Source organism: Ruegeria sp. N10 (assembly GCF_056531545.1).
Map to the genome: position 1 here is coordinate 144,743 of NZ_JBQFLY010000004.1, position 12,313 is coordinate 157,055.

The following is a 12,313-nucleotide window of genomic DNA, read 5'->3' on the forward strand; positions in this document are numbered from 1 at the left end:
CGCGGATGCATTGGGCTGGTTTGAGCCCAAAGTGCCTGATGCTGCGCGGCGAACGAAAGTCCGGTCTACCAGAGTGCTTAGTTGCCCTAAGGCTTTGTCGCAATCTGGCTTACGTAAGACATGAAACCGAAGAAGGTCTTCTCAGCCACCCGGCGTCTTGCCTCCGCCTTCAACGCCTCCGCTGTTTCGGGAAACAGTACACGCTCTTCGATCATGCGGTCAGCACCTCGGTCTATGACAGTCAGGAAGTATGTCGCTTCTGCTTCGGCGACGTATCCATGCCCTCTTCTTGCCCCAAGTTGAAAGCCGGTCTTGGCGAGCATTCCGGAGACCTGACGCATTATCCAAAGGTTGGTGACATTTTGATTGATCATAAACCGAATGAGTTGATCCAGCGGATCGAAATCTGCAATCTGCGCCGTCGCTGTGTCGTAGTCGCCATCACAAATCGCCAATACACCACCCGGCTTCAGTATGCGGAATGCTTCCTGAACAACAACTTCGGGGTCAGGCACGTGACACAACAGGGTATGCATTAGGACAACGTCGAATGATGTGTCCTCAAACCCCGTGTCCTTTGCATCGCCGATATCGAAGCTGAGCCGCGCATCATCTCCAAAGCTCTTTTTCGCCCGTTCAACCATCACCGGCGAAGGTTCGAGCCCATGCGCTGTTTTCGCGCCTGCAAGGTCCAGTAGGTCCTTAGTTACGTGGCCTGTACCGGACCCGAGTTCCAACGCACGTGCATTGCTCGGGAGCTTTAACTCACTCAAGTAGGCCTTGCGAATTGCGACCTGTGCAGGCTCAAGGCAACGGGCTTCCATCGCTGCTGCAATACGTTCCTGAAGCGCGGTGTCTTGTGCGCCAAGATCAGAATATGGATCAGACATGGCTTAGCTCTCAAAATACATCCTGCAGAAATGCTAAACACACTTAGCCACGAAATCAAAAGAAGCGGACCTGTGGGCAACCCGATCAAACGGCAGCAAAGTCCGGCTCCTGGTGAATTCGGCGTCTGATCCTCGCTGCGGTCAACATGAATGACCGGCCCTTCCGCTGCGCGGCGGCACCGAAATTCACGTGCATGCTGCATTTCTGGTGCTGCGTGCGCACGCGGCAAGAAATTCGAATTTACAGGTTGGGCTCAAAGCAGCCCATAAGTCTTACCGCTTGAACAAAACGCTCTGCGCCTGCTTGTCCCGGTGATCCCCTCGCAACTCGGCATAAAGAGCGCGTCCGGCCTGAACGGCTGGGCGGGCGCTGACGGTCTCTAGCCAGCGGGCAAAGTGCGGCTTGTCCTCCAGCACCTGCTGCTGACCTTCCCACAGGCTGGCCCAGCCCCAGATCGACATGTCAGCGATGGAATAGAAATCGCCCGCGACATACTCGTTTTCGGCCAGCCGCCGGTCCAGTACGCCGTAAAGGCGCGCGACCTCGGCGCGGTAGCGGTCCTTGGCATAGGGCAGGTCCTGTGGCGGGTCCAGTTGCGGGGCGTATTTCAGGAAGTGATGCGCCTGACCCGCCATCGGGCCAACGCCTCCCATCTGCCACATCAGCCATTCCTCGACCGCGATCCGGTCGCGCTCGGTCCTGCCATAGAACCGCCCGGTCTTGCGGGCCAGATACATCAGGATCGCGCCGCTTTCGAAAACCGAAATAGGTGCGCCGTCCGGCCCGTCGGGATCGACGATGGCGGGCATCCGGTTGTTGGGCGCGATCTTCAGGAAACCGGGGTCGAACTGGTCACCCTTGCCGATATTGATCAGATGGGTGGTGTAGGGCAGCTCCATCTCTTCCAAGGCGATGGAAACTTTCCAGCCATTCGGTGTCGGCCAGAAATACAGATCAATCGGGTCAGCCATGTGTTCTCCTGATGTTGACGGGGATCATGCGGGTTTCTGCCGGTTCGGCAAGTACCGCTTACGAAAGCGTGACCGAACCGCAGGCCGGGCTTGACCGAGAACCGCCCGAGGCGTATTGCGATCCTGAAGCTACGTGGCGATTTGTTACCGGATTGCGGGCCACGCTAAACAACACCGCTAAAAGGTCAGGATGAAAGACCCCTTTCGCTTGGCCGCGTCTGGGGTTTTTTGTTTGCCTCCACCCGAGGCTGAAAGGATTGAGATGAGCGAGAACTGGAACAAACGCACCCAAGCCGTCCATGGCGGCATCCGTCGCAGCCAGTATAACGAGGTGAGCGAGGCGATTTTTCTGACGCAGGGTTTCGTCTACGAAAACGCTGAACAGGCCGAGGCCCGGTTTCTGGAATGTGGCCCGGACGAGTTCATCTATGCCCGTTACGGCAACCCGACCGTGTCCATGTTCGAGCAGCGCATCGCGGCGCTGGAAGGCGGCGAAGATGCGTTTGCGACGGCCTCGGGTATGGCCGCCGTCAACGGCGCGCTGACCTCGATGCTGAAGGCCGGGGACCATGTCGTTTCGGCCAAGGCGCTGTTCGGCTCGTGCCTCTATATCCTTGAAAACATCCTGAGCCGCTATGGCGTGGACGTGACCTTTGTTGACGGCACCGATCTGGAACAGTGGAAGGCTGCGATCCGCCCGGACACCAAGGCCGTTTTCTTTGAATCCATGTCGAACCCCACGCTTGAGGTGATCGATATCGCCGCCGTGGCCGATCTGGCCCATGCGGTCGGAGCCGTTGTCGTGGTGGACAACGTGTTCTCGACCCCGGTGTTCTCGCGCGCGATCCAGCAGGGTGCGGATGTGGTCGTCTATTCAGCGACCAAGCATATCGATGGGCAGGGCCGTGCGCTGGGCGGTGTGATCATCGGAACCAAGGACTTCATCCGAGGAACCGTTGAACCCTATCTTAAGCATACCGGCGGCGCGCTGAGCCCGTTCAATGCGTGGATCATGCTCAAGGGTCTTGAGACGATGGCGCTGCGGGTCAATGCTCAAGCCGAAAGCGCGCAAAAGATTGCCGAGGCGCTGGAAGGGCACCCGGCGCTGGAACGTACACTTTATCCCGGTCTGAAAACCCATGCCCAGAACGCGCTAGTTCAGACCCAGTTGGGCGGCAAGGGCGGAACCGTGCTGTCGCTGGACATCAAGGGCGGCAAGGATGCGGCGTTTGCCTTCCTGAACGCAATGACCATTCCTGTGATTTCGAACAATCTGGGCGATGCCAAATCCATCGCGACGCACCCGGCGACAACAACACACCAGCGTCTCAGTGACGTGCAGAAGGACCAGCTGGGCATTACACCAGGTCTGATCCGCTTTTCCGTCGGGCTTGAGGATGCCGGTGACTTGCTGGCCGACCTTCAGCAAGCGTTGGAAGCCTCGCAGAAATAAACCAAAGCCCCCCGCGCGCCCTTTTCGTGCGTGGGGGCTGGCTGCCTGCCCATGCGGCCACTCTGTTTCGGGCGGCAGCCAGGCGCACCACCCGCTGTTCCCGCCTTCAAAAGGCGCTAACTGTTGCGAGATGACGGTTTTGCGCCGGATTTTTCAATCCGGGCTGCTATTGCCGACGTATCGGGTTAGACTGGTATTAGACCATCAGTCATATATAGTCCGACGACCAACCAAGGAACTGCCGCTGATGAACGTTCACCCGCGCGACATTGATGAAAAACCGGATCGGGACAAGGCTGCCGAGGCTTTGAACGTTTTGCGGCAATGGGCAAAGTCCGCCTCGGAAGCCGAGATAAACCAGCTTGACCCGGCTGTGGCCCGGCTGCTGCCCGGTCTGGCGGCGGGCAACTATCCGCCCTTATCGCGCGCTTACCCCGATGACTTTACTGTCGATGCGGCGTACCGCGCATCCTTGCCGGATTTGCAGAACGGCCCGTCCAGCCTGATCCGTGGGGCCAAACAGCAGATTCAACATGTGGGTATTTCGAACTTCCGCCTGCCGATCCGCTTCCACCGGAAAGAGGGCGAAGACCTGACGCTGGAAACCTCGATCACCGGCACGGTCAGCCTCGAGGCCGAGAAAAAGGGCATCAATATGTCCCGGATCATGCGGTCTTTCTATAAACATGCGGAACGGACGTTCAGCTTTGAGGTCATGGAATCCGCTCTGGACGATTACATGTCCGATCTGGACAGCTTCGACGCCCGTATCCAGATGCGCTTTTCCTACCCGGACAGGATCAAAAGCCTGCGCTCGGGCCTTGAAGGGTACCAGTATTACGATATCGCGCTGGAACTGGTCGAACAGAACGGTGTGCGCCTAAAGATCATGCATCTTGACTATGTCTATTCCTCGACCTGCCCCTGTTCGCTGGAACTCAGCGAACATGCCCGGTCGATGCGTGGTCAGCTGGCGACGCCGCATTCGCAGCGCTCCGTCGCGCGGATCTCGGTTGTCGTGGATTGCGATGCGGATTGCCTGTGGTTTGAAGACCTGATTGCGCTGTGCCGCCGTGCGGTTCCGACGGAAACGCAGGTCATGGTGAAACGCGAAGATGAACAGGCATTTGCCGAGCTGAATGCAGCCAATCCGATCTTTGTCGAAGATGCCGCGCGCCTGTTCTGCGCCGAGCTTTTGGCAGATCATCACGTTGGCGATTTTCGCGTTGTCGCAAGCCATCAAGAGAGCCTGCACAGCCATGACGCCGTGTCGATTCTGACCGAAGGCCCAACCTTCACCGCGTCCAGCCTGGACCCGAAACTGTTTACGACCCTGTTTCACGTTGGCTGAACGTCTCGGGTAAGTGTTTAGAATTTAATCAGAGATTTATCTGATCGGCGCTCATTCGCCGCAGTGCAGCAAAAATGCTGCAATTGCGTGAAGACTTCCTGTATCCTGACGGGGAATGCAGCTTCGGCACACCGGCGCGCTCAATGGTGTGTCACCCGAAAGGAAGCCGAGACGTGAGACGCCTTGGACTGCAAGACCCCTACCTCCGCCCGGACCCTCCGAGCGGGCAGGGCGCTTTACCCTCACTCTTCGGGCTGCATCGTTTTCAGAGGAGATCTATGGAATGAATCCGATTACCCAACCGCTAGAGCTTCAGGCCGCAGCTATACGCATGGCTGGCTATGCGATCGTCAACCAGATCAAGATCGCACAGATCATGACCCGTTCGGCACTTGAACTGCCGATGGTGCCGGTCCACGCCCTGCACCTGGCAGCATCAGCACCGGTTCCTGCGGTGGAAACACCGGCGGAAAAACCGGTGGCCAATCCCAAACCCGCCGCGACCCGTGCGAAACGCGTACCGGTGAAATCGTCAACGCCCAAGAAAAAGCTGGCCCGCAAACCTGCACCGTCCAAGCCGGCGGCCACACCGGTTGAGTTCTCAGCCAGTCCGCGGCCCACGGCAGCACCCCCGGCGGCAGCCAAACCGACACCAGCGGTTAGTGATGAAATAGCAGTAAAACCTGTTGAATCTACGGTGACACCTGCGACCGCAACCGTGTCGCCCGTAACGCCCAAGCCCGCCCCTGCAAAACCGGCGCCTGTTCAGGCAACGCAGGTTAAGCCGACACCGGCCGATCCTGCCCCGGCTGAGGTGCAGGCGAAATCTGCCCCGGCCACAGAGCCGCGCAAACCGCAGGCGCGAAAAACTCGTGCCCCGTCCAAACCACCCGTGATGCCCGGAGCAGATGCCAAAAACTGACGGGTAAACCGGGATCATCTGCTTGACACGGTCGGGTTGGCACGCCAACCCTGCGCGTCATGATGGATCTTCGCCCGGTCGGATATGTGATTGGCTTGCTGGTCGCCATTCTTGGGGCGACCATGCTGCTGCCTATGCTCGCGGACCTGATCGAGGGGCGCGGGGAATGGCACGTGTTTCTGGAAAGCGCGATTATCACGACGCTGACCGGGTCCGTTCTGGCGATGAGCTGCTCGAACGGTGTGGGCGAAGGGCTGACCATCCGCCAGACCTTCCTGTTGACAACCGGTGTTTGGGCGGCGCTGCCCCTGTTTGGCGCAATTCCGTTTCTGTTCGGTGAAACCGAGCTGCGCTTTGTCGATGCGTATTTCGAGGCGATGTCCGGCCTGACAACAACAGGTTCAACAGTGATTTCCGGGTTGGACACCCTGCCGCAGGGGCTTTTGCTGTGGCGCGGTATCCTGCAATGGCTGGGGGGCATCGGGATCATCGTTGTCGCCATGGTGTTCCTGCCCGAGCTGCGCGTTGGCGGCATGCAGATCTTCCGCTCGGAAGGCTTTGAAACAATGGGAAAAATCCTGCCCCGCGCGCAAGAAATCGCGGGTCAGATTTCGCTCATCTATGTCTTCCTGACACTTGTCTGCGCGCTGGTTTACGCCGGTCTGGGAATGAACTTTTTCGACGCCCTGGTACATGCGTTGACAACGCTTTCGACCGGCGGGTTCTCGAATTATGACGCCTCGTTCGGAACCTTCTCGGGGCCCGCCGAATATGCGGCGTCGGTCTTCATGATTTTGGCGGCGCTTCCTTTTGTGCGCTACGTCCAGCTGGCAAACGGCCATACAGCGTCCTTGTGGAAAGACAGTCAAGTTCGCGTGTTTCTGGCGACCATTCTGGTTCTGGTCATCATCATGTCGATTTTCCTGACATCGGTCTTTCCGCATCACTGGGAACAGGCGTTTCGGGAATCTTTGTTCAACATCACCTCGATCATCTCGGGCACCGGCTATGCCAGTGTCGATTACATGGGCTGGGGCAGCTTTCCGATCATGATGTTCTTCCTGATCGGCCTGATTGGCGGCTGCGCGGGATCGACCGCATGTTCGATCAAGATATTCCGCTATCAGCTGCTGTTTGCCTCGATCAAAAGTCAGATCAAACGGATCAGGTCTCCGCATGGCGTGTTCGTGCCGCTCTATGATGGGCGGCCTGTGGGGCAGGGTATTCTGACCTCGGTGATGAGCTTCTTCATGTTCTTTGTCCTGTCGATGGGCGTGCTGTCCTGGGCGCTGGCGCTGACCGGTCTGGACTTTATCACAGCCGTTTCCGGGGCAGCGACCGCGCTGGCCAATGTCGGTCCCGGTCTGGGCGATCAGATCGGACCAGCGGGCAATTTCGCAAATCTCAACGACACGGCTAAATGGTTGCTGACAATCGGGATGCTGGTCGGGCGGCTCGAGCTGTTGGCCGTTTACGCGATCTTCACTGTTCAATTCTGGAGAGGCTGATGAAAAGACCCCTTGGCGCGCAGATTTCGCATATGCTCAAGGATCGTGGCGTGGACGTGATTTTCGGTATACCCGGCGTTCACAATCAGGAAATGTATCGCGGCATCGAAGAGGCTGGCATCCAACACGTTCTGGCCCGTCACGAACAGGGGGCGGGGTTTATGGCCGATGGGTTTGCCCGCGCAACCGGCAAGCCGGGGGTTGCCTATGTGATCACCGGGCCCGGCCTGTGCAACATCATGACGCCGATCGGGCAGGCCTACAGCGACTCGGTGCCGATGCTGGTGGTGTCGTCCTGCCTTGATGAAACACAGGCCCTGCGCGGCCAGTTGCACCAGATGAAGGACCAGCGCCTTGCGGCCGGAACTGTTGCCGACTGGTCGGCACAGGCCAACACCGCCGAGGCCGCCTATGCGCTGGTCGAACGCGCCTTTGAAGAATTCGAGCTGTCGCGCCCGCGCCCCAAGCACATTCAGGTGCCAATCGCGCAGTTGCAGGCCGAGGCAGACCCGGCACCTTTCCCCAGCCAGCCTGCGTTGCGCACCAAGGCGTTGCCGCCTGACGTATCGCCGGTTGTCTCGATGCTGAACCTTGCGCGCAGGCCGCTGTTCATTCTTGGGGGCGGTTGCAAGTCCAACGACTGGCGGCAGATTCTGACACAGCTTGGGGCTGCATGCTTTACTACATACGCAGGGCGCGGGCTGCCGGGCGCAAACTATCCGCTGGATTTCGGCGCGTCGCTGCCGCGCCCCGGCAGCGCCGAGGTTATCGCCTCTGCGGATCTGGTCATCGCGGTCGGCGCCGAATTGGGCGAGGTCGATCTGTGGCGCAGCGACCTTGGGCATTCGTCAACGCTGATCCGCGTTGACCTTGATCCCGAAGTCCTGACGGACCACCATCGCGCCGCGATCAAACTGCAAACCGACAGCGAAAGCTTTGCCCGCGCCTTGTGGCAGGCGACCGAAAACCTGAAACCGGCAACCGGCTGGTCGCCCGACGAAATATCCGAAACCCGCGCCCGGTGGCGGGCCGAGGTGGATGCCGAACGGCCCGGAATTGCAGCAGTGGCCGATGCGCTGCGCGCCGCGATGCCCGCTGATACCATGATCTATTCCGACATGACCCAATTCGCCTATGTCGCGAAAGAGGTGTGGGACATGGCCTACCCGCATCACTGGCACCATCCGACCGGGTTCGGAACGCTGGGCTATGGTTTACCGGCCGGAATTGGCGGCGCGGTGGCACGGCGCGGCAAACCAACTGCGGTTATCGCCGGGGATTACGGGTTCCACTATACGATGCAGGAACTGGGTGTTGCGGTCGAACTGGGTTTGTCGCTGCCGATCATCCTGTGGGACAATGGCAAACTGAAAGAAATCGAAGACAGCATGGTCCGCAGCCAGATCGCGCCCAATGCAGTGGTGGCGCATAACCCGGACTTCTGCAAGCTGGCCGAGGCTTTTGGCGCGCGCGCCTCAGCCCCTTCATCTCTGGCTGAGATGCAGAGCGCGGTTCGCGCGGCTTTCGATGCACCTGTCCCGACCTTGATCCACGTGACCCCGGACATTCTGTAACAAAAAAGCGCCGCAGGTTCATGCGGCGCTTTGATGTTTCAATGTCTGGTTTCAATATCTGCGCGCGTTCAATCCCAGCAATGCACCAGAACCGTCATTCCGGTCGCGCGCCGGTTCAGCTCGTTGGGGGAAATCCGGGTGGTTTCCTCGCTCGACTGACCGGAAACACCGGCTTTCGTCAGGATTTCTGTCAACCGCTCGACCGTTGCCGCAAGGCTGACTGACGCGGGCAGGGTGCGCCCCTCGGACGGTGTGGGCAGCAGCATGCCAACCACGTTGCCGCTGTCGTTGAAGACCGGCCCACCCGCATCGCCGGGCTGTGCGTTCAGCGCCAGCCGTTTGACACCCGTCTCGCCGTTCAGGCCACGGATATCCGCGATTTGGCCGTAGGTCAGCGTCGGTGCGCCCAAAGCCCCCTGGTAGGAAAAGCCGGATACGGCCACTTCGGACTGGATGCGCGGTTGGGTGGTGCTGAAAGCAGCAACACTCATAGGGGCAAGAGCTTTTGCAGGACGCAGAACCGAAACACCAAGCTCCGGGTCCGTCAGCGCCAGCTGAACCTCCTGATCCCCTTCCAGAGTGATCCGGGTGCAGCTTTCGGCGGCTTCGGACACCGTCAGAACCGTGCCGTCCGCACCAGCGAAAAAGCCCGACCGCGACAACCGGGGCTTGCGGATCTGAAGACCCGAGACCAGATCGATGCGCTGTTCCGCATCCGCACCGGCGGCGGCATCCAGAACCGCGTCCGTTGTGCTCAGGCTGGTCGCCATCGCAGCCAGAACACGCAGGCGGCGCGCTTCGTCCCCTTCGGGCCAGACGAGTGTAAAGCCCTTGATCTTTCCATCATCCAGCCGCGCCTGCGTGAATGACACGATCCCATTGCCGCGCCCTTCAAGGGTAAACTGGTCGCGACCCAGCTCGCGCGGGCCGTTCAGCGGAACAACCTCAAGCGACTGCATCACCTCGTAAAGGGCGCGCAAGGTGTTCTTGTCACCCTCCTGACTGATCAAAAGGGCCTGGGCGTTCAGATCCGAGGCGCTTTTGAAATGCACGAACGGAGCTTCATAGCGGTCAAAGCTGACTGTACCCAACGGCATGTCCAGCGCAATTCCGGCCGCGTCGTCGGAATACCGGTCCATCCCGGCCGAGATCAGCGGCGCGTTGTATTCATCCATCAGGGCCTTGCGCTGCACCGTGGTCAGAACGCCCGTCGCCTCATAGCCGTTGAACCGCTGCCAATCGCCCATCGACCGGCGGGTTCCCTGACCGAAAGCGCCATCGATGGTCGAATTATAGAAACCCGCCGCCTGAAGGGCCGTTTGCAGGTCTTTCCGTTCCTGCGCGGTCAAAAGACGCTCGGATTGCAGCGCTTGTGCGCGGGTTTCATCCGAAACCTGTGGGGTCGTAACCGCCACGGGTTCTTCCGCCTGTGCTGCCGGTTCCGTCGGCGCGCTTACGACGTCGCGGTTTACCGCGTTTTCGCCGACGGGCCAGAATTGCTGCCCCAACGCGCTTGAAAACGCGACAAAGCTGTCACGCGGGATCTGTCCCTCAGCCCGGTATACGCGCAAAACCTGCTCGGCATCGCCGCGCGAATAGGGGCCAATGACGATGGCATACCAGCCACTGTTCAGCCGAAACCCGTTCACATCGGGCAGGGTGCTGGCATAGGCTTGCGCCCGGTCCTGCGCTTCGCGCAGCGACGGCTGCGCCTCGACCTGAACCCAGACGCCGGGGTCTTGTTGTGCGGTCGCGGCGCGCAGGCCGACCAGAAGAAACAAAAGAATTGCTGAAAATACGCGTGTCATTGTCTGCCCGTGTTATGCGGTGTTTGTACTGAGGTGCAGAATACGCGATTTCATTTGCCAAATACCATGCTGAGAATGCGGGGAATTTGTGGTGTGGCCGCGCAGATACAGCCACAGCCCAAAGCCCCGTTGACGCCCCTCGGCCCCTTGCATAGGAAGGGCCAAACCGACCGGAACCGGGCGCACGGGGCGCCCAGAGGGAATGTCATGACCGAACCGACCAGCGCACCGCGTTCATTTCAGGAAATCATCCTCAGGCTTCAGTCCTACTGGGCCTCGAAAGGCTGTGCGATTCTGCAACCCTATGACATGGAGGTCGGGGCAGGGACGTTCCATCCCGCAACCACCTTGCGGGCGCTGGGGTCCAAGGCATGGGCCGCAGCCTATGTTCAGCCGTCGCGCCGTCCCACGGATGGGCGTTATGGCGAAAACCCGAACCGGCTTCAGCATTACTACCAGTATCAGGTGCTGATCAAACCCAGCCCTCCGGATTTGCAGGAGCTGTATCTGGGCAGCCTTCAGGCCATTGGCATCGACATGGATCTGCATGATATCCGCTTTGTCGAAGACGACTGGGAAAGCCCCACACTGGGCGCATGGGGGCTTGGCTGGGAAGTCTGGTGTGACGGAATGGAAGTCAGCCAGTTCACCTATTTCCAGCAGGTCGGCGGCCATGACTGCACGCCTGTCTCGGGTGAGCTGACCTATGGTCTCGAGCGTCTGGCCATGTATGTGCTGGGCATCGACCACGTGATGGACATGCCGTTCAACGATCCGCAATCACCCAGCCCGCTGAAATACGGCGATATCTTCAAGCAGACGGAAGAGGAATACGCCCGCTGGAACTTTGACGTGGCCAATACCGAGGTTCTGCTGCGCCATTTCGAAGAGGCCGAGGCTGAATGCGCCACGATCCTGGCGCAGGCGCATGACGATCCGAAAACCGGCAAGCGCATCATCATGGCGCATCCGGCCTATGACCAGTGCATCAAGGCGTCACACATCTTCAATCTGCTGGATGCACGGGGTGTGATCTCGGTCACCGAACGGCAGGCCTATATCGGGCGCGTGCGGGCGCTGGCCAAGCAATGCGCGGATGCCTTTGTGCAGACCGAGGCCGCCGGGTTCAGCGCCGGATGAGGCGATCAGGCCAGTCCCGGCAACAGGGCTTTCAGGCCGTCCGCGATCATGCTGACGGCGATAGCCGCAAGAATCATCCCCATAAAGCGGCTCATGATCACGCGCGCGGTGTCGGACAGGCGTTGGGCCAGCCAGGCCGCATTCCAGAACGTGATCAGAAGCAGGCCAACAACGGCAAGGAATACGCCTGCATAAACAAAGGCTTCTACGGGCTTCTTGATCTGGTGTGCATACAGGATCAGCGTGGTGATGGTGCCGGGGCCTACCAGAATGGGAAAGGCCAGCGGATAAAAGGCGACGGTGTCGGGTTCGGGGTAAGCGTCCTTTTCCCCCTTCGTCCCGTGGTGAGAGGTGCTTTCGTGTCCGTTCAGCATGTTCAGACCGATCATCATGACAACCAGACCACCGGCGACGCGCAGATGATTGACGCTGATGCCAAAAAGGCCAAGCGCCTGACTACCGACCAGGGCAAAGGCACCGCCAAGGATCAGGCAGTAGATCACGGTTTTGACCGCAATCTTGCGCTGTTCGGTGGCGGACAGGTCCTGAGTGACGCTCAGAAACACCGGCAGGTTGGTGACCGGGTTCATGATCGCAAACAATGCGCCGAAAAATCCGACGGCAAAGGTGGATTCCATCGTGTAGACCTCGTTTCTGCCTGTTCCCCGATGAAACCTGTCCTATTTTACAAGAAC

General features: G+C 59.5%; 10 protein-coding genes and 1 riboswitch. Of the genes, 6 read left to right on the forward strand and 4 right to left on the reverse strand.

Annotated elements, in window-relative coordinates:
* Positions 1 to 86: 86 nt before the first annotated feature.
* Together ACR0JI_RS08070 and ACR0JI_RS08075 are read right to left on the reverse strand one after the other, a co-directional pair.
* A complete protein-coding gene (locus ACR0JI_RS08070; RefSeq protein ID WP_480474204.1) occupies positions 87 to 890 on the reverse strand; it encodes a methyltransferase domain-containing protein in 804 nt (267 codons plus the stop codon).
* A gap of 273 nt (positions 891 to 1,163) precedes the next feature.
* The gene (locus tag ACR0JI_RS08075; RefSeq protein WP_480493443.1) at positions 1,164 to 1,862 is read right to left on the reverse strand and encodes a glutathione S-transferase N-terminal domain-containing protein; all 699 of its coding nucleotides are present in this window, start codon (positions 1,860 to 1,862) and stop codon (positions 1,164 to 1,166) included.
* A gap of 123 nt (positions 1,863 to 1,985) precedes the next feature.
* Positions 1,986 to 2,063: riboswitch (SAM riboswitch) on the forward strand.
* Positions 2,064 to 2,124: 61 nt separating this feature from the next.
* Between ACR0JI_RS08075 and metZ the strand changes: the two genes are divergently transcribed.
* From metZ to ACR0JI_RS08100, 5 genes are all read left to right on the forward strand, one after another.
* The gene (gene metZ / locus ACR0JI_RS08080; protein WP_480476516.1) at positions 2,125 to 3,315 is read left to right on the forward strand and encodes an O-succinylhomoserine sulfhydrylase; all 1,191 of its coding nucleotides are present in this window, start codon (positions 2,125 to 2,127) and stop codon (positions 3,313 to 3,315) included.
* A gap of 247 nt (positions 3,316 to 3,562) precedes the next feature.
* A complete protein-coding gene (folE2, locus tag ACR0JI_RS08085; protein ID WP_480493442.1) occupies positions 3,563 to 4,666 on the forward strand; it encodes a GTP cyclohydrolase FolE2 in 1,104 nt (367 codons plus the stop codon).
* 283 nt (positions 4,667 to 4,949) lie between these two features.
* The gene (locus tag ACR0JI_RS08090) at positions 4,950 to 5,588 is read left to right on the forward strand and encodes a hypothetical protein (RefSeq protein ID WP_480493441.1); all 639 of its coding nucleotides are present in this window, start codon (positions 4,950 to 4,952) and stop codon (positions 5,586 to 5,588) included.
* A 59-nt stretch (positions 5,589 to 5,647) separates the two neighbouring features.
* The gene (locus ACR0JI_RS08095; protein ID WP_480476522.1) at positions 5,648 to 7,096 is read left to right on the forward strand and encodes a TrkH family potassium uptake protein; all 1,449 of its coding nucleotides are present in this window, start codon (positions 5,648 to 5,650) and stop codon (positions 7,094 to 7,096) included.
* Positions 7,096 to 8,670, forward strand: a complete 1,575-nt coding sequence (locus ACR0JI_RS08100; RefSeq protein WP_480493439.1) for a thiamine pyrophosphate-binding protein — start codon at positions 7,096 to 7,098, stop codon at positions 8,668 to 8,670. The genes ACR0JI_RS08095 and ACR0JI_RS08100 overlap by 1 nt, the downstream gene beginning before the upstream one ends.
* A 68-nt stretch (positions 8,671 to 8,738) precedes the next feature.
* Here ACR0JI_RS08100 and ACR0JI_RS08105 read toward each other — a convergent pair whose 3' ends face one another.
* On the reverse strand, positions 8,739 to 10,478 hold the full coding sequence (locus tag ACR0JI_RS08105; protein WP_480493437.1) for a serine protease: 1,740 nt from the start codon (positions 10,476 to 10,478) through the stop codon (positions 8,739 to 8,741).
* 207 nt (positions 10,479 to 10,685) lie between these two features.
* Between ACR0JI_RS08105 and ACR0JI_RS08110 the strand changes: the two genes are divergently transcribed.
* Positions 10,686 to 11,618, forward strand: coding sequence for a glycine--tRNA ligase subunit alpha (locus ACR0JI_RS08110; protein ID WP_267363360.1), 933 nt, complete (start codon positions 10,686 to 10,688; stop codon positions 11,616 to 11,618).
* 5 nt (positions 11,619 to 11,623) lie between these two features.
* On the opposite strand, the gene ACR0JI_RS08115 is transcribed toward ACR0JI_RS08110, so the two are convergent.
* Complete coding sequence (locus ACR0JI_RS08115) at positions 11,624 to 12,256, reverse strand: MarC family protein (RefSeq protein ID WP_480493435.1); 633 nt, start codon at positions 12,254 to 12,256, stop codon at positions 11,624 to 11,626.
* Positions 12,257 to 12,313 lie beyond the last annotated feature (57 nt).

Coding starts and splice junctions, on each gene's coding strand:
- ACR0JI_RS08070 (WP_480474204.1), bottom strand. CDS start 890: ATGTCTGATCCATATTCTGATCTTGGCGCACAAGACACCGCGCTTCAG.
- ACR0JI_RS08075 (WP_480493443.1), bottom strand. CDS start 1,862: ATGGCTGACCCGATTGATCTGTATTTCTGGCCGACACCGAATGGCTGG.
- metZ (WP_480476516.1), top strand. CDS start 2,125: ATGAGCGAGAACTGGAACAAACGCACCCAAGCCGTCCATGGCGGCATC.
- folE2 (WP_480493442.1), top strand. CDS start 3,563: ATGAACGTTCACCCGCGCGACATTGATGAAAAACCGGATCGGGACAAG.
- ACR0JI_RS08090 (WP_480493441.1), top strand. CDS start 4,950: ATGAATCCGATTACCCAACCGCTAGAGCTTCAGGCCGCAGCTATACGC.
- ACR0JI_RS08095 (WP_480476522.1), top strand. CDS start 5,648: ATGATGGATCTTCGCCCGGTCGGATATGTGATTGGCTTGCTGGTCGCC.
- ACR0JI_RS08100 (WP_480493439.1), top strand. CDS start 7,096: ATGAAAAGACCCCTTGGCGCGCAGATTTCGCATATGCTCAAGGATCGT.
- ACR0JI_RS08105 (WP_480493437.1), bottom strand. CDS start 10,478: ATGACACGCGTATTTTCAGCAATTCTTTTGTTTCTTCTGGTCGGCCTG.
- ACR0JI_RS08110 (WP_267363360.1), top strand. CDS start 10,686: ATGACCGAACCGACCAGCGCACCGCGTTCATTTCAGGAAATCATCCTC.
- ACR0JI_RS08115 (WP_480493435.1), bottom strand. CDS start 12,256: ATGGAATCCACCTTTGCCGTCGGATTTTTCGGCGCATTGTTTGCGATC.